A 21680-nucleotide genomic window follows, 5' to 3' on the forward strand; every position below is an offset into this window, starting at 1 on the left:
TTATCCTCCAAACTGCTTAATAAGTGATTGAATGTAGCGTTTTGCGAGCGTTTCACTGTGATGAAACGCATGATGGTCAGCTTTGCTTAGCACTGCTCTTAACCAGAGTCCGTCAATCATACCGGCAGCAAGCTCAGCCGCTTCCTTTGCCTGTGCTCGCGCCATAAAAGCAGCTAACGAAGTCGCTAGGTTACTCTGCAGACGGCGACTGTTAACACGCTGTAGTCGGTGTAACTCGTCATCGTGCATGGACTGCGCCCAGAAACTCAACCAAGTGCGCGTCGTATTTGACTGCTGCTGCACCATGGCAAAGTTAGCTTCTACGATATACATGAGTCGCTGCTCGGCACTACAACCACCGTAGGTTTTGTCCAACAAACTGTATTTCAAGTTATTTAATAGATAGCGCACGGTTGCTTCAATCAAGCCTTGTTTACCACCAAAATAGTGACTGATGATCCCTGATGAGAGACCGGCTCTTTTACTGATACTATTAATAGTGGTTGCTTGTAATCCTAACTCGGCAACTGACTCTAAAGTGGCGTCAATTAGCTGCTGACGACGAACAGGTTCCATTCCGACTTTTGGCATAGCTTTTTATTAATTGACCGTTCAATTAAAATAAATCTTAGGGTGATAAAGATGAGACTTCAAGGTTGACTTTTTGTAAAAAGCCAAATTTTTGACGTTTGTACCTAGGTTAATCCCATGATAGCTAAGGGGTTTTAAAGGATTACAAAAAATCTTAAAAAATTTTAAAAAATCTGAGATTTTGCAGGTATTTGCGATAATTTACCGTTTTGATGTGACAATTTGATTAAGTTTGGTTTGACTATAAAACAACCAAAACCGAATCAAATGATGGAACTGAGTAAGACTAAACATCCTTGCTAGTTAAGATTTGAAAGCGGTAACGATTGGTAACTAGGAAATCTATTTGAGACAGTTGAAACCCCAAAAGACGCGTTTGACTGATAACTCGCCACTAGCAATTCAATCTTAGGCTTAAGCGCTAAGATCGCCTCATCAATTTTACTTTTCAGCCTCGCACTAAAAACATTTTTACGCAGCAAAAAATGTACTTGGTTATCATGTACCACATAAGGCCAAGCCTGTGCAGCGTCAAGTCCTCGCTCTTTAATAAAATAGTTCCCCGTGATCATATCATCCACAATAAAATCAACGCGCGCTTTCATTAGCATTTCAACCCGCCGCTGCGCACTGGCAATACTCACAAATTGATCTTTATAGCGGGGATCTTGTTTAAGCTTATTAAGTTCCTCTCCATAGTAAGATCCGATGCTCAACCCTATGGTTTTCGATTGCTTTAGTAATGAAGCGAGATCGGCAAGCGCTGTGGGAGGTGATAACGAGAATAATCGCATACGTTCAAAACGGTAGGGCAGAGAGAAATCTCCGTATGCTTCTCTATCTTTAGTGTAGCTAACCATTACCGCGACATCTATCACTCCTTTTGACATCTCTTCAAAAGTGCGAGCGCTGGAAGGGAGGCGAATATAGGTGGTACACACGGCAACATGCTGGAACACCATTTCGGCAATGTCTACGTCTAGGCCCCAAGGTCCAAGCTCATCAAATACAGTTAATGGCGGCCAATCGGCAACAACGCCGATATTCACCGTTTTACTGCATTCACTTGCACTGGCAGGGGGAATTACCAAGCCCCACACCAAAATAATCGTGCCAATCAAGTTATTCACTGATATGTACTGCTTAACCATGACACCTCGTGAGCAAGTCTATGACAATCGGCCTTATAACATGACGACTCTGTTCATTGCATAGGCACTATCTTTAGTAGTAACAATATATTTACCTAAAGCCTAGATTACAATGCCTAATTATTAAACTATTTAAATCAAAAAACGTATCCGTGCTCACAGAAACAAAAAAGCGTGACGTAAACCCCCTTTACATCACGCTTGTTTTGGCACTTTATGGCTGATATTCGAATACTTCTTCAATAGAGACATTAAATACATGCGCTATCTTAAATGCTACTTCGAGCGAAGGTGAGTATTTTGCAGCCTCGATCGCCATAATCGTTTGTCTCGTAACACCCACTCGCTCAGCAAGCTCTTTTTGTGTCATTTCACCGCTCATAAAACGCAGCATTCTGATTTTGTTTTTTATTGGTAAATCAGCCATACACAGCTCCCAAACGAGCTTTGACGAGCTGAGTTCCATAACCGACCAATTCAGCCAGCAAAAATGCAATCACTAAAATATGAAGTGGTGCAAATGGTAGTTCAAAAGGAAGCGCTTGCGACCAATCTTGCGCTTCGGCAGAATACTGGAAAATAGAGATACACACACCAACCTGAAGCACCCAGTAGGCAGGTTTGCACCCAGATAGCGCAATCAATTTTTCACGTTCATCTAACGGCTTATCCATATCTTTATCACTAACAAAGCTCAGTAGCAGCTGACCTGCAATAGATGTCACGATAGAAATAACAATCACCTTGAGCAACAATCCTGATACCCAACTCGGATCTTGACGTAACTGCTCTGTAGCCGCTGTTATTTCGCCTAAATAAAAATACAAGATATAACCTGTTACCAAAAACTCTATCGCAATCGTTAAGTCACGGAAACTCAACGAGTCTAAAAACGCTTTAATCTTATTGTTGCTTTCCATGTTACCCTCACTTTACTCAAAGTTAAGTATTTTTTACATTAAAAGCGTAAACTTTGCTCAACCACAAGTCAAATATTTTTTACTTTAAGTCAAGTTTAAATAACCAACCTGAACTTGGGATAAGAAGTTAGTTATTAAACTAAAATACCTAAGCTCAAAAGTGTAACATCACTCTAGCCAGAAGTTATTTCTTAATACAAGGCAAATTTGTGCGTCAATAGCTGGCCTATTGCAAGCAAATTTAACGCAGTAGTAAGGGATAACAGCTGCTAGAGAACAAGTTGTTATCCCGGGTTCAGGTTAGCTAGAAACGTTTTCGAAACTCGCTTGGTGTTAAGCCCATACACTTATTAAACACCTTGCGGCAGGCTGTCGTATCCTCGTACCCTACCTGGTGCGCAATCCAATCAAATGGCTTGCTCGTGCTTTCTAATAAATCACACATTTTCTGCACCCGAAACCGCTGCAGATATTGATTTGGATTGAGTCCGAGCACCTTAGCAAAACGTCGCTGTAAGGTTCTTTGAGTAAGTAGAGCGATATCAGCCAGTTCTGTAATTGAAATATTGCGACCATAATGGGTGTTAATGTATTGCTGAGCGCGCAGCACAGCATCATCACCATGTTGAAAGTTTGGCTGAAATTGATGATAGTAGCTCTGCTCCCGCTGAGCCGTATCTACGACAAGCGTTTTGCCTAACTTACGCATGACTATGTGACCGCTATATTTTTTGACTAGCTCTAATCCAAGATCAAGCCATGACATCATGCCGCCAGCCGACATAATATCATTGTGATCGATTAAAATTTTTCGCGTATCGATAGGCTGGTTAGGAAAGTGCCGTTTAAATGCCTCAGTTAACCCCCAATGCGTGGTAAGTAAGCGCTGATGACTTAGCCCCGAGGCCGCAAGTATAAAAGCCCCCGCACAGGCAGAGGCGATAACTGCACCTTGTTGGTGCTGCTCGGTTAACCAAGCAAGTAATTGAGGTTCAGGTTTGAGGTAATAATCAGAACTAACACTCGGCGGCAATAACACAATATTGTAATCCCCCTTTACAGCACCACTGAAGGTGACAACATGTGTTATAAAGCGAGTATCCTGTGACTCTTCGATACAAATTCTATCTGCTAGAAAAAACAACTCTTCTAGACCATACACAGCCGACTTCATCGCATAAGGATAGTGACAAATCGCCACTTTGATTGGTTTCATCTACGTTGTCGAATTTGAACTCAAAAATGTCATTTTAGACACTCCAGTCAAAGTTACAACTCCAGCACAATACCTCTGCAAATTAACTAACGAGGTAAAAAAATGAACAACAGCGCACTATTGGTGATCGACATTCAAAATGACTACTTTCCTGGAGGGCTTTTCCCGCTATGGAATACCAGAAATACACTAGCAAACATCAATTCAGCTATCAAAAAAGCAGCAGAGCAAAATATGGAAGTCATTTATGTCCAGCACATAGCTAATCCAGAGCAAGGAAAAGCACCATTTTTCAATGCCGACACAAGCGGTGTAGAGCTTCATAATGGCCTACGCCAAGCGCGAGAAAACGGCCACCATATCGTAAAGTCCTATGCCGACAGCTTTGAGCAAACCTCCTTAAACGATTTGCTCCAATCTAAAGATATCGACACTTTATATATCTGCGGCATGATGACACAAAACTGTGTAACCCATACCGCACTATCGAAATCGGCGGAGCAGTACAATGTCTACATTCTCAGTGATTGCAGCACTACCATAGATGAAATGATCCACAAAATTGCACTCAACGGTGTTTCAACACGAGTACCTTTGATTGCCGTGTCGCAAATGTAGCCTATAACGGCGAGATATAAATAGAAGCTCGTCATGATAAATCACGACCTACAAATCCAACGTAGGTCGAGGTTTACCTCGACACAAGCAGAAAAACCAAAAAGGCTGGATTGACCAGCCTTGATTTGAGTGACATCGAAATGAAAAGGGACTAATTAGCCTGCTGCTTATAGGCTTGTCGATAAGCGTGAAGTAGCGGTTCGGTGTAACCATTGGGTTGTACTCGGCCTTCAAATACCAAAGATAACGCCGCTTTATAGGCAAGGTTTTCACTAAGCGGTTTATGGTCATTGAGCATTGGTTGGTAGAGGCTGTCACCTTCGTTTTGACCATCTACAACAGCAGCCATGCGTCTAAAGGTTTTTTCTACTTGCTCTTCGCTACAAATGCCATGATATAACCAGTTAGCGATATGCTGGCTTGAGATCCTAAGGGTTGCTCTGTCTTCCATTAATCCAACGTGATTGATATCAGGCACTTTTGAGCAACCTACACCTTGATCTATCCAGCGCACCACGTAGCCCAAAATTCCCTGCGCATTATTGTCTAATTCGGCTTGAATATCCTCCGCAGACAAATCGTTTTCTAACATCAACGGGGGCGTAAGTAAGTTATCAAGCGATGCTTGCTGACGTGTTTTTATCTCAAGTTGGCGTGCAAACACATCCACATAGTGATAGTGCATCGCATGGAGCGTTGCTGCGGTAGGAGAGGGCACCCATGCAGTATTAGCACCAGACTCAGGATGGCCTTGTTTTTGCTCCATCATCAGCGCCATTTTATCTGGCATTGGCCACATTCCTTTGCCTATTTGTGCCTTTTTCCTAAAACCGGTTTTAAGGCCAATGTCCACGTTTTGATCTTCATAGGCCGCTATCCAAGACTGTCCTTTAATTGCCACTTTGGGCAATACAGGGCCCGCCAGCATTGAGGTATGAATTTCATCGCCTGTTCTATCCAAAAAGCCAGTATTGATAAATACTACACGCTGCTTAGCAGCAGCAATACACGCTTTTAAGTTTACCGAAGTACGGCGCTCTTCATCCATAATCCCCATTTTAATGGTATTTTTGGGTAGCGAGAGCAGCGCTTCAACTCGGCTAAATAGGGTATCAGTGAAAGCGACTTCTTCAGGCCCGTGCATCTTTGGCTTCACGATATTGATACTTGCTGCCGTCGAGTTTTTAAACGGACTATTGCCTTGTAAATCATGCAGCGCAGCCGTGCTTGTCATGATGGCATCTAAGATCCCTTCGAACTGCTCGTTTCCTTCTGCATCCAGTATCGCTGGCGTTGTCATTAGGTGGCCAACATTGCGCACAAACATCATAGAGCGACCTTTTAGTGTCATACGCTGGCCTTGTGTATCTACGTAACTTCGGTCGGCATTTAGCGTCCGAGTCAGCGATTGACCTGACTTTTCGAAGGTCTCACTCAAGCTCCCTTTCATCAAGCCTAACCAATTTTGGTATACCAATACTTTGTCGTGTGCATCCACCGCCGCAACTGAGTCTTCACAATCCATGATTGTCGTAAGTGCAGCCTCAAGGACGACATCTTTGATCCCGGCTTTGTCTGCCTGTCCGATCGGATGGTGTGGATCAATTTGGATCTCAATATGCAGATCATGGTGGCGCAACAATACCGCGCTTGGATTTTGTGCCTCCCCCTGATAACCCACTAGCTGATCAGGCTTTTGCAGTGCAACTTGGGTACTGTCGTTGAGTGTAATCACCAAATTGCCGTCTAGAATCGCGTAGTTCGTACTTTCTATGTGAGAACCTTCAGCCAACGGCAGTGCTTTATCGAGGAATTGCCTAGCATAAGCCATGACTTTAAATCCACGGTTCGGATTATAGGCTTGAGTACGCTCAGCACCATCCTCTTCGCCAAGGACATCCGTTCCATAGAGCGCATCATACAAGGAGCCCCAACGCGCATTCGCCGCATTGAGCGCAAACCTTGCGTTACTAACAGGCACCACTAACTGAGGACCGGCTGCGCTCGCAATTTCAGGCTCTACATGTTCGGTTTTGATGGCAAAATCTTCAGGCTCAGGCTGCAAATAACCGATAGATTCAAGAAATGTCCGATATTCTGCAGATTGCCAATCAGGATGAGAGAGGTGGTAATCGTCAATTTGCTGTTGCAGGATATCGCGTTTGTTGAGTAACGCTTGGTTTTGCTTCCCAAGTTCCGAAAAAATATCCACTACGCCTTGCCAAAATTGATTGACCGCGATCCCCGTACCGGGAAGTAAAGATTGCTCAACAAACTGCGCCAGTGGAGTCGCAATTTGGAAGCCTGAATGAGTGACATACTTGCTCATGGAGAGTCCTTGATTAACATTTTTTGAACGGGATAGGTCAAACATAAAACAATTTTTGGAAAAACGAACCCCTTTTCCCATTCACAAAAAATATACTCGTAATAATAACTATAAATTTAAAAAATCTAATTTATCGGCCTAGTGTTTAATTAAGCCCGCAGCCAACCACTCTCACACCAGTTGGTTTCGTGTAACAAACAACCAGAATTTAATTTGATTTATAGTACCCGTTCAAAGGAAGCTAATTATGTCTCAGTATCAAACTCAGTTAGATCATTTCTCTAGTCTATGCCAAAGCCAAGGAAAAACTTGGCAGTCTATCAGTCCTGAGTATGCCAGCCGTATGCACCTACAAAACCGTTTTAAAACCGGTTTGGACATTGCAAAATACACGGCAAAAGTGATGCGTGAAGACATGGCAGCGTACGACGCAGATAGCAGCCAATACACGCAATCGCTTGGTTGTTGGCACGGTTTTACCGCGCAACAAATGATGATGGCAGTAAAGCGTCACAATAAAACCACAAAACGCTCTTACGTATACCTAAGTGGCTGGATGGTTGCTGCACTGCGCTCAGAGTTTGGCCCACTACCTGACCAAAGTATGCATGAAAAAACAGCGGTTCCAGCTTTGATTGAAGAGATCTACACCTTCCTCAAGCAAGCCGATGCGCGAGAGCTAGATCATCTCTACAAAGATCTTGATGCAGCGAGAGCAAAAGGCCAAGATACAACAGAGATCCTTAGCAAAATCGATAACTTCGAAACCCATGTAGTGCCTATCATTGCTGATATTGATGCCGGTTTTGGTAACGAAGAAGCAACCTACCTATTAGCTAAACAAATGATTGAAGCGGGTGCTTGTGCAATTCAAATCGAAAACCAAGTATCGGACGCAAAACAGTGTGGCCACCAAGCAGGTAAAGTAACGGTTCCCCATGAGGACTTTTTAGCTAAGATTAACGCTGTACGATATGCTTTCCTTGAGCTTGGTGTTGAAGATGGCGTTATCGTCGCACGCACTGACTCATTGGGTGCAAGTTTGACGCAAAAAGTGCCAGTATCAAAAGCGCAGGGCGACCTTGCGAGCCAATACACTAGCTATTTAGACACCACGCCAGTTACCTCGGCCGCTGACTTACAAGAAGGTGAGATGGCAATTAAATTGGGTGGCGAACTGCAAAAGCCAGTTCGCTTAGACAACGGTTTATACCAATTCAGAGCAGGCACAGAAAAAGATCGTGTGGTACTAGACTGTGTAACCAGTCTTCAATCAGGCGCAGATCTATTGTGGATTGAAACCGAAAAGCCAAATATCGAGCAAATTGCCGAGCTAGTTAACCGAGTTCGCGAACAAGTGCCTAACGCTAAGCTTGTATACAACAACTCGCCATCGTTCAACTGGACATTAAAATTCCGTGAACAGGTATACCAGCAATGGCAGGAACAAGGTAAAGACTTATCGGCATACCCAAATCCAAGCGCGGATGCAAAAGTATTGATGGCGCCAGAGTTAGACGCAACCGAGTTGGCAACCGAAGCCGATCTACTGGTGCAAAACTTCCAGCGAGACTCGGCAAGAGAAGCCGGAATTTTCCATCACCTTATTACACTGCCAACTTACCATACAGCAGCACTCAGCACTGATATTCTGGCTGAAGGCTATTTTGGTGACGCGGGTATGCTTGCCTATGTACGCGATGTGCAACGACAAGAAATCCGTCGCGAACAAGCATCAGTTAAACACCAAGACTTGGCGGGCTCTAATATCGGTGACACGCACAAAGAGTATTTCTCTGGTGAGAACGCACTCAAAGCAGGCGGTGAAGCCAACACCATGAACCAGTTCTAAACACTGGATTTAGATAACGACTTATATAGTTCCTTAATCAGCAAGGGCCGCCAGGCCCTTTTATCTATGTGGATCAGATTTTTACTAGCTACTGGTAACTGAGATCACGTATTTACCAACGTCAGTTATTCAGATCATATTTTTACTAACATATACCTATTTGAGATCAGAATTTTATTAACTCAACATCTAACGATCCCGATCTTTACAGTAAAGATCTAAGATCCAGACAAAAAAGAGCGCATTTGTGACTTTTTTCACTTTCACAAACCAAAATTTTACTAACTAAACCAGCGACAGGTCACATTTTTACTAACTTACTTAGTAAAATTTTGTTCTGAGTTTATTTTGACTAAAAATCAAAATATGACTAACCTCAGATTTATAAGCACTTCATTCTGCTGTAAACCCCCTTTACACTTTCCATATTTACCCCACTTTTCCATGTAAAACTATAAAACTGATTACAGTACATTAAAGTTGATACATGACCCCCATCAAGAACTTAATAAAAGCAGTAGCACTGCTTACAGCGATGCATTGCCAGGCTGGGAATACAGTTATCAAGGAAATAGAAGATTTAGAAAAGGCAGGCAAATACACCGAAGCCTTAGTTAAAATTGAAACGGCCAGCGTCAGTGAAGAAGAAGAAACGCGATATCAAGCGATTTATTTGCAGGCCATGATTTATCGAAAGCAAGACTTATATGAGAAATCAATATCTACCCTTAGCTATATCGAAAAGCAGTTTTTCCTTACCGAAGCGCGCAAGTATGATTTATACAGAGAGATAGGCATTAACTATCGTCACTTAAGCCAGCTTGAGCAGGCCGAGTCTTTTTATTTAAAAGCGCTCGCTTCAGCCGAAGCGATGAACAAGTCAAATTTAGTGGCGCAAACCTATAATAATCTAGGTGTTGTTGCCGACCATAGAAATCTGCTTGCGCAATCTATGCAATATCACTTAAAAGCCTATGAATTACTAAAAGGAACTGAGCAGTACGAAAAGCAAGGGGCTAATTTTTATAATCTTGGTGATATTTCTGTGCGTATGGGGGATGAGGAAAATGCAGAGTATTTCTTTCAACAAGCTCTCATTGCAGATAAAGCTTCAAAAGAATTACGTAATGTCGCAGGCACGGCCCTTCGCTTGGGAGAGCTGAAGTTTAAGAACGGTAAAACGGACGAAGCATTAGCGCAAACAAAAGAGGCCATTGAATTTCTAAAAGAACTCAATGCTAGGGTTTCACTCGCTAGGGCATATCGTAACTCCGCATTGATCCATATAGCCAAGGCAGACTTAGACAATGCCCTGGCGGATGCACTTGCAGGCATTGAATATGCCACTCAAACCAGTTCAACGCTGCAACAATTTTACGCCTACCTGACGGAGCTAGAAGTTAGGCTAAAACGCAAAGAATTAGCCAAAGCAAAAACACTCCTCACCAAGCTGGACGCCCTAACCGAAATTGAAACTGCAGCGGTGCTGCTCGAAAAATATCATCGCCTTAAAGCGATAACGCTTGCTGCACATCGTGAATACGCTCAAGCTTTTCAATTTATGAAGTCGACTTCAGAGCTACAGACTCAACTTCATGAAACATTACTAGAAAAACAAGTAAGTACCTATAAAGCCAGTATTGACGCGCTTATTCAATCTCAACAACTGGAGCAAGCACGCTCTGCACAAGCCATAACCGAGGTTAACTTACAAAATGCCAAGCTATCCACACAAATGTGGGTGATCACTGCAATCTCGACCTTTTTAGCTGGATTATTTCTAGTCGGATTTTTTGTCGTCAAACATAGAAATGCGGCGCTAAAAGCAAAAATGTATCAATTGAATATTGAGCATAAAGATAAAATGCTGGCCGATATTTCCCACGAGTTACGCACGCCACTCAGTGTCTTAAAACTCCATATAGAAGCGATGGAACACAATCTTATTGATGACAGCACACTTGCATATGCCAAGATCAACAACAAGATAAATCAGCTAAATGAATTGATCTCGAACGTATATCAATTGTCTCAAGCTGATCATGACGCGCTTGTGATCCATCCCCAGCAGCATGGCGCGAAAACGGTTATACAAAGCTATGTGTACGATATTGAAAGACTAGTAACTAGTAATCAGCTGCAATTTATCGCCGACATTCACGTCGATGATATGAGTATTTACATTGATAAACCAAAGCTGGATAGGGTTATCGATAATCTTGCTAAGAATGCATGTTTATACACAGATAAACCCGGCAAGGTAAGGTTTAAAGCTGTGGTCAATAAACAAGGACTATTCCTACAAGTAGATGATAGCTCACCAGGCGTATCTGAGGCCGAGCAGAACAAACTGTTTGAACGCTTGTACCGTGTCGAAGCATCGAGAAGTCGTGCAACAGGAGGCTCAGGTCTTGGTTTATCTATTTGTAAGAGCTTAATTGAAGCGATGAATGGAAAAATCACAGTGAAGTCCGGGAAGTATGGCGGTTTGTGTATTCAGATAAACTTACCTCATGCGATAGATGTACCAGCATAAAGTACCCGCATAAAATGTGAGTTGATATTAAGTAAGTAATGTACGAAAGGCCAAGCAGATGCTTGGCCTTTCGTCTTTCTAAGCAAGCTTAGAATCGGTAGCTGATGTTGCCATACACAAAACGACCATCGGTGTTATATGCCGAGAACGCAGAGTAAGGAAAGATCTGGTTAAACGTTGTATAACCAATATTACTAACAGTATCTTGTGGATATTGATCAAATAGATTGTTAGCGCCTACAGCAAACTTCCAGTTGTCACCTAGGTTATAAGCCACTTCTAAATCAGTGATCCATTTAGCATCTAATACTTCATCGCCCTCTACTGCGCTCGAAGAATCTACCGTTTCACCATAGCGTGTGGCACGTAATGTCGTCTGCCAATCGCCAAATTGCCAAATTGCAGCTAGGTTCCATTTGTCTTTTGGTGTCCCATCTTCAAATCGTGCAATTTCACGACGAGCAAAGTACTCATAGCTGTCACCAAGGGCTTCAAGCTCAGCAGGGTTTGCTTTTACATGCGTCACTTCAGTGTCATTGATGTTTACCGCGGCACTTAAACGCAGATCACCGTAGTCGGCAAGATCAAAACTGTACGTTGCTACGATATCCACACCTTGAGTGCGCGAGTCAATAGCATTAGTGAAGTACCTTACACTTTGCGTATTAAGTTCACCCGCTTGCTGCAAAATATTAATGACCTCAGGACCGCCCAAGTTCTCAGAAAGGACGATGCGATCGTCGATGTCAATTTGATAGGCATCCACAGTAAATGAGAACGCATCTAGTGTGTAGACAAAGCCCGCCGTCATATTGACCGACTCTTCCGGTTCAAGCTCTCGAGCACCAAGCGCTTTTGCAGCTGGCGTATCAACAGGGAAGTGGCCAACTTCACTCGGTACGCCATTTTCAAATACCGTAGCAATTGATTTATAGGACGTTTGAGCCAATGAAGGCGCTCTAAAACCTGTGCTTACTGCACCACGTAGTGAAAAGTTATCCGACACCACATAGCGCGATGCCAGTTTACTGGTGAAAGTGCTACCAAAATCACTATAATCTTCAAAGCGACCCGCCAAGACGACATTCCAGTCCTGCGTTAAGTAGGTATCAAACTCTGCGAATAAAGCGATGTTATGACGAGATTCATCGACAGCACTTGCTGGTGAGAAACCAGCGAGCACCTGCGCACCACCAGCTGCAACGGGATTGCCTTCTGCATCAAGCACGGTGAGGTAAGAAGCTTCTTCACCGACTTCTATTTCATAGGTTTCGCGGCGATATTCTGCACCAATCGTGAAAAATACGTCATCCGGTAAGCCCAAATCCAATGCCGTTTTAGCATCAGCATTCACAAGCCACTGTGAATAAACTAAAGCGCCGTTATTAAACTCAGTCGGGCTTGTTACCCCCATCGAAGTATTCAAACTATTTACGACCCCCAAAGCGAAGTCATTCACACCATAGTTTGTACTGATATCGTAATCCCACTCACCTTGAGTGCCTTTTACACCAAGCGCAAAAGAGTAATCATCTACATCGCTGACGATTTGAGGCAAGAAACCATCTGGGTAAACCGCAGTTAAGTTGCGGCTGTCATTTGCGCGACGATAGAAACCGCCGGAGTTACCTTCACGTGTCGAGTAGCTACCAAATGAATAAAGCTCGGTTTCAGCATCTAGGTTGTAACCCGCATTGTAAAATAGTGCAAAGTCTTCCACTTCAGCTTTACCAAAACGGTGGTTGTAGCGATCGAATGAAAACTCTCTTGAGTCAAGTTGACCATTTTCATCACGAGCATATTGCTCCCTTGGATCGAAGCCTGAACGATTAGTTGGTTTTTTATCTCTATATTCGGCAGACAGATTAATAAAACCATCATTACCTAAAGCAAAACCAACGTTGGCACCAATTGTTGTAGTACCACCATCATTACGCTTGCGGTCATCTCCTAATACAAAGTCTAAATCGCCCGCAGCGTTTGCACGGGTTTGTAATAAGTCAGGGACACCTGCCATCTGCGTATCGTGCTCACCATAGGTCACACTAATACTGCCACCTTCTTCGGCATCTTTAAGCACAATATTAATAACGCCAGCAATGGCATCTGAGCCGTATTGAGCAGCAGCGCCATCACGCAGTACTTCTATACGCTTAATCGCGGCAGCTGGAATGGTATTTAAATCAACCGCCGTTGAACCACGACCAACGGTACCATTTAAATTCAATAATGCGCCGGCATGACGACGTTTACCATTTACCAGCACTAAGGTGTGATCCGGTGCTAAACCTCTAAGCACTGCCGGACGGGCGTGATCCGTGCCATCCGCCAGCGTTGAATTTGGGAAGTTAAAACTAGGCACTAGAGTTGTTAGTACTTGGCTCAGCTCCAGCTGACCTGTACTTTGCATATCTTCTAAAGAAATCACATCTACCGGCACCGTGCTCTCGGCGACACTACGAAGACTTCTTCGCGTACCAGTGATTTCGATGACTTCAACACTTTCTTTGGCTTCAGTGTTGTTACTTTCTGCTTGCGCATGAATTGAAATAGTTGAAAGAAGCGCGGCACCGACAGCCAACGAGATTGGCTTGCGAACAGCGTTTTCCAGCTTGTTATTAATAAATTGCATAGTTTGTCCCGTGAATATGTTGAACGCAGAGTCTGTAAAAGACCGATTACTACTTAATTTAGTCAATATGAAGATAAATCAAGACTGAATAAGGTACCCAAGTAAATAACACAAAATGCGGTACGATACCCATTCGACTTATGACCAAAATGTTGGTACTTACTAATTCAATACCAGCCTAAAATTAGGTCACTATCATAAGAAAAGACGCGGATTTTAGAATTATTCTTTCATCAATAATAAAGAATTTTTTGATCTACCTTATACCTCATAAGGGCACTGGTCTGATGTTTTCCCACTCCATCTTTACTCCACATTGAAGCGCTTAAATACCAGTATGCAGAAACGGAGAGTACCAATGACACAACGGACGCTAAAACATGCTGAATGGTTGAAAATTGTTGAATCTAGAGCGAGCCAGCAGCAGCTTCAAATAAAGCCAAAAAATAAACTATCACCTGCTGTGATTTGGACTTTTGTACTAGCCACTATTATTTCACTGGTAAGTGCATGGGCATTTGTTACCGAAACGCCTGAGGCACCCACTCAGCAGCTTAGTAAAGAATCTCAAATGCGTATCAACCGCTACTTTACCAAACAGTATATGGTTGGTAGCTGGCAGTTCTCACATTTAAAAACCAGTAAAGATGACATCAATGTGTTTATCCGTATCCCGACTAAATTAGCATTAACGGGACAGGCACTTAAGGGTTATATCGAGCAGTCACTATGCCCACCGGCCAGTAGCAATGTTTGGCGTGATGTCAGCCAGTTTGCGCTTTATATGCACTTGTATTCGGATACGCCACGCCACAGTGACTATGCCAAGTGCAAGGCACCTTAATCATTTCAAGTTAAATTCTTTTATCTTTCGTTCAAAGGCCCATTGGGCCTTTTTTGTTCTTTTGGATTTCAAGGGTTATTTCGAGCTATCGTGGTTGCCAAGCTGACTTACCGGCTCGAGCTCAAGTTTAGCTTTTTCTTCGAGTTCTTCGGGTAACTCCTTGACTACGGCAACGCCTAGTTCTTTAAATTCAGAAGCTTGCTTAATTAAGTTGCCTTTACCCATATATAACTGAGAAAACGCTCGCTCGTAGCTCTCTTTTGCTTTATCAAGCTGTTTACCCACCCCTTCCATACTATGTAGGAAGCTATTGAGCTTGTTATAAAACTTCTCAGCTCGAAGCGCCAGCTCCCTGGTGTGCTTGCTTTGCTCCTCAAAACGCCATAACTGTTTAACGATATTAAGACTGGTTAAAAGCGTTGTTGGCGTTGCCACCAATACATTGTTTTGTAAAGCCTCCTGATAAAGCGTTGGTTTATGCTTAACCGCCTCAACAAATGCAGATTCCACAGGGATAAACATGATGACCACCTCTGGGGAGTTAAGACCTGGTAAGCGTTCATAAGATTTACTACCTAACTCTTTGATCCGTGCAGTGATGGCTTCGGTGTGTGCCACAATGGCTTGATTCGCTTCACTATCGGTTGTGGCATTAATATACCGTGTATAGGCATTCAATGAGGTTTTAGCGTCAATTACCAAGTGACGAGATTGCGGTAAGTAAACCACGACATCAGGGCGAAACTTGCCTTCATCGGTATTAAAGTTGACTTCTCGCTGATAGTCGTAACCCGGACGTAGCCCAGCGCTATCTAGTACATTTTCGAGCATGAGTTCGCCCCAATTACCTTGTGCTTTCTTTTGGCCCTGTAACGCAGTGGTCAAACGATCTGCTTGCTCAGTCATGGCTTTATTGTTGGCTTGTAAGTGCAGCAATTCAGTTTTTAATGACGCCCGTTGCTTAAGCTCTTCACTATGAATGGCTTCCATTTTATCTCTAAAGCCCTTTAACTCACCTTGTACTGGCTGCAGCAACTGCTGGATTTTTTCTTTACTTTGGTGACTAAAGCGCTCGCTTTTCTCATCAAATATTTGATTCGCGAGATTGTGAAACTCTTCTTTCAACTGGACCTTTGCTTGCTCAAGCTGCGCGAGCTGCTGCTCAAAGCTTAGTTGCTTTTGCTCCAGCAAGGTTTGCAGATTGGCCATTTCAACTTCTAACTCATGAGCATGTACTTGAATTTCTTCCTTGGCATCTAGCTCTCGCTGCCACAGCTGCTGATATTCAGCGGCTTGCCGTTGACGCTCAGCTAATCTTGCTTGCAATTGCTGCTGTTGGCCATGGTTTTGTAGTTGCTGCGCTCTTAATTGCTCCGCGAGTTGCTCGGCTTGGCTTAGTTGCGACCTAAGTGCTTGCTCGGAGGCGAGTTGATTATTGAGTTGATTTTTGAAAGTGCTGCGCATGACCCAAACAACGGGAAGTAGGGTAGCCGCACCGCCTGCAAATAGCGCAAGACTAAACCATGCAGGCGTATTGGAGAGCATTGACCAAAGCATATTGAGATCTCATCGGTTCTTCTACTTTGATAATACCTTAGATATAAATTTCAATCACTTAGTCATTCAGTGATCTGTTGACCATTGTAGCGATACCCGGCGCCATATACCGACTCTACAATTTTCGGAGATAAATCTAATCCTTTGATTTTCTTTCTGATATTTTTAATGTGGCTGTCAATTACGCGATCCGAAATATCAAAGTTATCCGGTTGAATATAATCAAGAATTTGCTGTCTTGAAAAGACACGGTTTGGTGCGTCATATAAAAGCGCAAAAACGTCAAACTCAACTTTGGTTAAGCCTAATGTACTACCATTCAGTTTAACCGTTAATTCTTCGCGATTTACTTCGATAGGCTTTTGATACGCATTGGTATTCACACAACGACGTAAGATCGCTTTCATGCGCATCACTAATTCAGCGGCGCTAAAAGGTTTACATACATAATCATCTGCGCCGACTTCTAAGCCCTTTAAGCGGTCTGCTTCTGCCACTTTGGCAGTCAGCATCACAATAGGTACTTCAGAAAACGCTCGAATTTGACGCATACACTCTACGCCATCTTGGTTCGGCAACATGATATCCATCAAGATTGCATCTGGTTGGTTTGCCTTTACCCAAGGTACAACTTCAGCACCGTCTGCAATATGAAACATTTCAAAACCGGATGCTCTAAAAAACAACAGCACCTGCTCTGCAATATCTTGGTCGTCTTCGACGAGCAAAATTCTTGATGGGGTAGACATAGGATTTATTTACTCTTTGCTTTTAACTTTTTCAATTGTTGTCTAACTTGACGCTTTAACTTGTCTGAAAGCGTGTCATCGAACAGTAACATGGTCAGTATACTAGACAAGTCTTCGGAACTCGCAACTTCATTAAGTAGATCATAGTCTGATTCTGATTGTGTCTCAATAAAGTTTAAGTGTGAAATTGTCGCATCGTAGCAAAGCATAACGTTATCCTAATTGGTCTATGGCGTTTCTCCGTTGTAGTTATTAAAGCGCGAGATTATGGAATAAAAATGGAGTGAAAGATGTTTTAGAGCCGGAAAAAAGAAAAGCCAACTTAATTAAGCTGGCTTATTACAATCAGTAACAAAGGGGGAAAATCAACATATGCCTACTGTTTCAACAATGTCACAACAAGCACTATCATAGACCTTCACTTTTGTTGGTTAGTTCCAAATTATTTTTAATTTTTTATCAGCGCTAGCATTTGCGACTCGTCAAACTGACCAAGATTGACACCAGACTCAGCAAATAGGGCGTCAACAAGGGCTTGTTTATCGCGCTGCATCTTAAACACTTTCTCTTCGATAGAATTCGCCATAATCAATTTGTACACGAATACCGGCTTATCTTGTCCGATACGATAGGCGCGATCTGTTGCTTGATTTTCTACCGCAGGATTCCACCAAGGGTCGAAATGGATAACCGTATCTGCTTGAGTCAAATTCAAACCAGTTCCCCCAGCTTTTAGGCTTATCAAAAAGACATTGCACTTGCCTTGAGTAAACGCCTCAATGGCTTTATCCCGTTGCCTTGTCTGCCCCGTCAGCATAGTGTATTTCAACTGTTGCTGTTGGCACTGCTCAGCAATGAGATCTAACACGCTGGTGAACTGGCTGAAGATAATTATCTTACGGCCCTCGCTGAGTAGCACAGGCAGGTGTTGTGCAAGCCACTCAAATTTAGCGCCATGTTGATCGGTCAGTGATTTATCAACCAATTGTGGGTGACAGCAGATCTGACGTAACTTTAACAAGGCATCGAGGAATGCCAGCTTGCTTCTTTCAACGCCTTGCTCCTGAAATAGATTGAGCAATTTGCTTTCTACTTGGTGCTGAACACCTTGATACAGCTTATGTTGTTCATCAGAGAACTCTAATTCTTTGATGAGTTCTGTCTTATTGGGTAGCTCTTTCACTACCTCAGCTTTGGTACGACGAAGAATAAAAGGTGCGATCAGCGATCTGAGTTCTCGAGCTCTAGGACGATCTTGTTCTTTTTCAATTGGGATCTGGAAGTGTTGCTTAAACTGCTGCTTAGTACCTAGCACATCAGGCATGACAAAATCGAGCAGCGATTTAAGCTCGAGTAAATTGTTCTCTACCGGTGTGCCACTTAAACAAAGTTTAAAACGCGCGGATAGGCTCTTTACGCATTTAGATATTTGTGCGCTTTCGTTTTTAATATATTGCGCCTCATCCAACACAATAGAATCAAAATCAAGCCCTTTATAATACGCCACATCGCGCTTAAGTAGCGGATACGTCGTTAGAATAAATCGTGCACCAGACAAGTTAGTGAGTGCTTCCTCTCTATTTGATCCATGAATAATAGTGAGAGGTAGATGCGGTGCGAAACGTTTAAATTCGTCACGCCAGTTCCCCACTAAACTCGTCGGACAGACAATTAAACTTGGTTGTGTCACTAGCGTATTGTGCTGAGAAATAAAGTAAGCAATAACCTGAAGCGTTTTTCCAAGGCCCATATCATCGGCCAGAATGCCACCTAACTGATGACGATTAAGAAACTTAAGCCAGTTAACACCTTGCACTTGATAATCTCGTAGGGTGAAGCACTGTCCTTCGCTGGCTGGGATCACGTCAAGATTTTCTATCGGTTTATCTAGCTCAGCGAGGTAATCAAGTAGCTTTTGATCGTCTGAGTCGGCAAGAATATGCGTCAGTTCAAACAGCTTTTTGGCATACGACAACGGAAATTTAAATTGTGAGCTCGAAAGGTAATAACTAAAACGAGATTTCAGCTCCAGCAATTCATCAAATATGGATTTGCTTATGGCATAGAACTGCTCGCCGATTTCAACGTAGCGATATTCATGGGCGAGGTTGTTAAGCTCATGAACCGGATGCTTATCCCAGTTGAGCGTAACGGGCTTGTCATCTAACATCACCTTTCCGAGCACATGATGTTGCTTATCTCGTTTAAGGCTTAACAGCACTTTAGGTGTAACAACGAGGCCATTGCTTGGCAGTTCGTCAACAATCCAACGTTTACCTTGTAAAAGCGGCCTGATCTCCCGGTTAAACCAATGGACTTCAACGCCATCCTCAGTTGGTAATAAAAATTCGTCGCCCTCATGGACAAAGCCCAGACCTGTGAGTACCTGCTCAAGCCTTGCTAACTGCTTTTTCGTCGCGCCTTTTCCAAGCGGCTCAATTGCAAAACGAATTTTATTTGGCCTATCTAATTTTATAAGCTTAGCAACATTAGATTGCTTACTCGCTAACTGCGAAAACCCTGCAGGAGGCGCAATAACATCATCGGTAAAGATATCTTGGAAACGTGCCATTACCTGCTCTAGCTTTTCAGCCGTAATGGAAGGCATGGTATGAAGGTGGGCGATTTCCTGCGCGGTAAGCTCTGACTCAATTCGGCCGACGACCAAGTTTTCGGTATCTAGATACACCGGAGGTTCGGTTTTAATCAAGCGCCAGTGTTCAACATTCGCTAGACGGCTTTTCAGTTGGTATTCTTTGCCTTCTTGATGCCAGTAAAAATCTAGCGTTTGCTTGTGCCCAAGCTCCAAAGGTTGGCGCTGGTTGCGATAAAAACAGCGATGGGTATGTACAAGTTGTGTGAGTGCATTAAAGCCCCAGGCGCCAAATAGCTCAAAATGACCCGGTGTATTTTGCGAGCGGATCCAGCTAAATAAGCGAAAATCGTTTTCTAATAAACCAGCAGGAGCGACCTGACTGTTAAGCTGCTGCTCGGTTAACACTCGACCTAAGGGGTAAACACCATCGGGCCGATTTGGCGATACCTTAGGACTTACAAGGACTTCGTTTGCTCGAGGCTCTAACACAAAGAGTAAGACGTTTTCCGCGTCTGCTTTATCGACCTGCTGCAACTGCCCGAGTTCATTAAACCAGTCATTAACCAAATAAGCCTCACCAAAGCCACCAGAATGTTCGATTTTAAGTTTGAGCAATACCGCGGCAATGTGCCGACATTTAGGATTATTTGAACAAGAGCAGTTTGCTTCGACCGAAACGGTACCTTGTGATTGGTTTATTTTGATGTGCTGAGTGAAGGTATTGCCGTAATTTCCCAATACCTGCGCGTCGATTTGCGCAAAGTTTTCGCTGTGTTGAAGGTAGCAGACTTGTTCGTCTTTCAAATACTCCTTAGCTTTCGCAAGTAAAGCTGAATTGAAGTACTGACGAAGAAAACGTTCAGACAAGGGAAATTGATTAGCCTGTTCCTGTTTGATTTCTTCAAATAAGGCGAAAAGTTGCTCTTTAGATAACTGCGAAGACATTAAGTGCACGTCAAAATTAAAATAAAAAGCCAGTATATGAAATTAGTGATTTGAGCTAAAGAGAGAAATGCGAGAAATTCGCTAAAAAAGGACTGGTTGGAGGTCAACTGACTAGAAAAAGCGCCGAGTTGCTTGATAATTCAACCAACGCGGCAATTTTTGAACAAACCTTAATTGTAACTGCTAAGTAACTTTTGCAATTGTTCCAAACGCTTATCAGTCAATACTCGATTATCTATTTTCACGGTAACATCACCGCTTTTAAGATTTCTTTGTACTCGAATGTAGTCGTTCTCTAGCATGGACTCTACGCGTGAGTCGCTACTTCCGAAAGTAGTCAAGAATTTAGTGATCTGAACAGCACGTTTCTCATCTGACATCTCTTCAGTCATAAAATCTTGCGCTTTAAGTGCAGCAATTTGCTCTGAAAACTGCTCAGGTTGTTCTTGTTTTGCAGTGATGAGCTTTTTAGCCGCTTCACGGCCCAAATGATTCGCCGTTGGATACAACTGCAATACTTCGACCGGAATGCTTTCATAAGCTTTCAATGCGTCTGCGATAGCTGTGTGAGAAACACCTTCCACGGCAGCGATTTCTCGATATGATCCTTTTTGGCCTTGTTCGATCAAGTTATGTTTAGTATCAAAATAGGCTTTACCCAATTCCCAAAGGCTCGGGGCGATGTATTGATCGGAAGATACCGCTAATGTTTTTGCATCTTCGTCACTAAAGTCTTTCGAGCTCAACACCACGTAATCTGCTTCGGCCAGCAAACAGGCTTTACGGCGTCTTGAGCCTGATAAAACGTGAAGTTTGCCATTGTGATGCCAACATAGGGCAGGGTGGAGATTTCGCTTATCTTTTTTAATGGCAGGTAATATATCTGCGACCGCTTTTTCGCTTAATAAGGATTGCTCGCGGCGATTCTGCCCATAAACTGTGGTTTTACTCTCAATTTCGCTAAACGGCACTACTTCACAAGTCAGTACTATAGTTTTTGTCGGATCGCTTGGCGCAGGCATAGTAACCACATCGCCTACTTTAGCCTGATCTAAAAGATCGTCGAGGCTACTGCCTTCAACCGCAGTAGCAAAAGGATCTATTCGTGTGTCATTTTTACGTTTTCTAGCCATTATTAATACCT

The 21680-nt window shown here is 43.1% G+C and carries 16 protein-coding genes; 4 read left to right on the plus strand and 12 right to left on the minus strand.

Annotated elements, in window-relative coordinates:
* The 5 genes from betI to GSF04_RS04985 all read right to left on the minus strand — a co-directional run bounded on the left by betI (position 1) and on the right by GSF04_RS04985 (position 3878).
* A complete protein-coding gene (gene betI, locus GSF04_RS04965) occupies positions 1-591 on the minus strand; it encodes a transcriptional regulator BetI (protein WP_211856914.1) in 591 nt (196 codons plus the stop codon).
* Between the two features lie 299 nt (positions 592-890).
* The gene (locus tag GSF04_RS04970) at positions 891-1742 is read right to left on the minus strand and encodes a transporter substrate-binding domain-containing protein (protein WP_211856916.1); all 852 of its coding nucleotides are present in this window, start codon (positions 1740-1742) and stop codon (positions 891-893) included.
* 214 nt (positions 1743-1956) lie between these two features.
* Positions 1957-2169, minus strand: a complete 213-nt coding sequence (locus GSF04_RS04975; protein ID WP_045988593.1) for a helix-turn-helix transcriptional regulator — start codon at positions 2167-2169, stop codon at positions 1957-1959.
* Positions 2162-2662 (minus strand): hypothetical protein, encoded by a 501-nt coding sequence (locus GSF04_RS04980; protein WP_010605544.1) that lies wholly within the window; start codon positions 2660-2662, stop codon positions 2162-2164. Before GSF04_RS04980 ends, GSF04_RS04975 begins: the two co-directional genes overlap by 8 nt.
* A 304-nt stretch (positions 2663-2966) precedes the next feature.
* Positions 2967-3878 (minus strand): helix-turn-helix domain-containing protein, encoded by a 912-nt coding sequence (locus tag GSF04_RS04985; RefSeq protein ID WP_211856918.1) that lies wholly within the window; start codon positions 3876-3878, stop codon positions 2967-2969.
* 102 nt (positions 3879-3980) lie between these two features.
* Here GSF04_RS04985 and GSF04_RS04990 point away from each other — a divergent pair, with 102 nt between their 5' ends.
* A complete protein-coding gene (locus tag GSF04_RS04990; protein WP_211856920.1) occupies positions 3981-4496 on the plus strand; it encodes a cysteine hydrolase family protein in 516 nt (171 codons plus the stop codon).
* Positions 4497-4647: 151 nt separating this feature from the next.
* On the opposite strand, the gene GSF04_RS04995 is transcribed toward GSF04_RS04990, so the two are convergent.
* Positions 4648-6825 carry a malate synthase G gene (locus GSF04_RS04995; RefSeq protein WP_211856922.1) on the minus strand — a complete coding sequence of 726 codons (2178 nt, stop codon included), beginning with the start codon at positions 6823-6825 and terminating at the stop codon, positions 4648-4650.
* 247 nt (positions 6826-7072) lie between these two features.
* On the opposite strand from GSF04_RS04995, the gene GSF04_RS05000 reads away from it, so the two are divergent.
* Positions 7073-8677: an isocitrate lyase gene (locus tag GSF04_RS05000; RefSeq protein WP_039495346.1), complete on the plus strand. Its 1605-nt coding sequence runs from the start codon at positions 7073-7075 to the stop codon at positions 8675-8677.
* 487 nt (positions 8678-9164) lie between these two features.
* A complete protein-coding gene (locus GSF04_RS05005; RefSeq protein ID WP_211856924.1) occupies positions 9165-11213 on the plus strand; it encodes an ATP-binding protein in 2049 nt (682 codons plus the stop codon).
* Between the two features lie 88 nt (positions 11214-11301).
* Here the strand turns inward: GSF04_RS05005 and GSF04_RS05010 are convergent, their stop codons facing one another.
* Positions 11302-13845, minus strand: coding sequence for a TonB-dependent receptor (locus GSF04_RS05010; RefSeq protein WP_211856926.1), 2544 nt, complete (start codon positions 13843-13845; stop codon positions 11302-11304).
* Positions 13846-14203: 358 nt separating this feature from the next.
* Here GSF04_RS05010 and GSF04_RS05015 point away from each other — a divergent pair, with 358 nt between their 5' ends.
* The gene (locus tag GSF04_RS05015; RefSeq protein WP_039495343.1) at positions 14204-14689 is read left to right on the plus strand and encodes a hypothetical protein; all 486 of its coding nucleotides are present in this window, start codon (positions 14204-14206) and stop codon (positions 14687-14689) included.
* Positions 14690-14764: 75 nt separating this feature from the next.
* Here the strand turns inward: GSF04_RS05015 and rmuC are convergent, their stop codons facing one another.
* The 5 genes from rmuC to GSF04_RS05040 all read right to left on the minus strand — a co-directional run bounded on the left by rmuC (position 14765) and on the right by GSF04_RS05040 (position 21669).
* Positions 14765-16246: a DNA recombination protein RmuC gene (rmuC, locus tag GSF04_RS05020; RefSeq protein ID WP_211856928.1), complete on the minus strand. Its 1482-nt coding sequence runs from the start codon at positions 16244-16246 to the stop codon at positions 14765-14767.
* Between the two features lie 62 nt (positions 16247-16308).
* Positions 16309-16995, minus strand: a complete 687-nt coding sequence (locus tag GSF04_RS05025; protein WP_211856930.1) for a response regulator — start codon at positions 16993-16995, stop codon at positions 16309-16311.
* A gap of 5 nt (positions 16996-17000) precedes the next feature.
* Positions 17001-17204: a hypothetical protein gene (locus tag GSF04_RS05030; RefSeq protein ID WP_010376203.1), complete on the minus strand. Its 204-nt coding sequence runs from the start codon at positions 17202-17204 to the stop codon at positions 17001-17003.
* Positions 17205-17443: 239 nt separating this feature from the next.
* Entirely contained in the window at positions 17444-20536 is a 3093-nt protein-coding gene (locus tag GSF04_RS05035) for a DEAD/DEAH box helicase (RefSeq protein WP_211856932.1), read from the minus strand.
* 170 nt (positions 20537-20706) lie between these two features.
* Positions 20707-21669, minus strand: a complete 963-nt coding sequence (locus GSF04_RS05040) for a ParB N-terminal domain-containing protein (RefSeq protein WP_017216877.1) — start codon at positions 21667-21669, stop codon at positions 20707-20709.
* Positions 21670-21680 lie beyond the last annotated feature (11 nt).

The sequence above is a fragment of the Pseudoalteromonas sp. A22 genome (genome assembly GCF_018141345.1).
Classification (GTDB): Bacteria; Pseudomonadota; Gammaproteobacteria; order Enterobacterales; family Alteromonadaceae; genus Pseudoalteromonas; species Pseudoalteromonas maricaloris.

Excerpts from the sequence above, each read along its gene's own strand:
- GSF04_RS05000 (WP_039495346.1), top strand. The coding sequence starts at position 7,073 with ATGTCTCAGTATCAAACTCAGTTAGATCATTTCTCTAGTCTATGCCAA.
- GSF04_RS05030 (WP_010376203.1), bottom strand. The coding sequence starts at position 17,204 with ATGCTTTGCTACGATGCGACAATTTCACACTTAAACTTTATTGAGACA.
- betI (WP_211856914.1), bottom strand. The coding sequence starts at position 591 with ATGCCAAAAGTCGGAATGGAACCTGTTCGTCGTCAGCAGCTAATTGAC.
- GSF04_RS05025 (WP_211856930.1), bottom strand. The coding sequence starts at position 16,995 with ATGTCTACCCCATCAAGAATTTTGCTCGTCGAAGACGACCAAGATATT.
- GSF04_RS05035 (WP_211856932.1), bottom strand. The coding sequence starts at position 20,536 with ATGTCTTCGCAGTTATCTAAAGAGCAACTTTTCGCCTTATTTGAAGAA.
- GSF04_RS04995 (WP_211856922.1), bottom strand. The coding sequence starts at position 6,825 with ATGAGCAAGTATGTCACTCATTCAGGCTTCCAAATTGCGACTCCACTG.
- GSF04_RS04990 (WP_211856920.1), top strand. The coding sequence starts at position 3,981 with ATGAACAACAGCGCACTATTGGTGATCGACATTCAAAATGACTACTTT.
- GSF04_RS05010 (WP_211856926.1), bottom strand. The coding sequence starts at position 13,845 with ATGCAATTTATTAATAACAAGCTGGAAAACGCTGTTCGCAAGCCAATC.
- GSF04_RS04975 (WP_045988593.1), bottom strand. The coding sequence starts at position 2,169 with ATGGCTGATTTACCAATAAAAAACAAAATCAGAATGCTGCGTTTTATG.
- GSF04_RS05015 (WP_039495343.1), top strand. The coding sequence starts at position 14,204 with ATGACACAACGGACGCTAAAACATGCTGAATGGTTGAAAATTGTTGAA.
- rmuC (WP_211856928.1), bottom strand. The coding sequence starts at position 16,246 with ATGCTTTGGTCAATGCTCTCCAATACGCCTGCATGGTTTAGTCTTGCG.
- GSF04_RS05040 (WP_017216877.1), bottom strand. The coding sequence starts at position 21,669 with ATGGCTAGAAAACGTAAAAATGACACACGAATAGATCCTTTTGCTACT.
- GSF04_RS04970 (WP_211856916.1), bottom strand. The coding sequence starts at position 1,742 with ATGGTTAAGCAGTACATATCAGTGAATAACTTGATTGGCACGATTATT.
- GSF04_RS05005 (WP_211856924.1), top strand. The coding sequence starts at position 9,165 with ATGACCCCCATCAAGAACTTAATAAAAGCAGTAGCACTGCTTACAGCG.
- GSF04_RS04985 (WP_211856918.1), bottom strand. The coding sequence starts at position 3,878 with ATGAAACCAATCAAAGTGGCGATTTGTCACTATCCTTATGCGATGAAG.
- GSF04_RS04980 (WP_010605544.1), bottom strand. The coding sequence starts at position 2,662 with ATGGAAAGCAACAATAAGATTAAAGCGTTTTTAGACTCGTTGAGTTTC.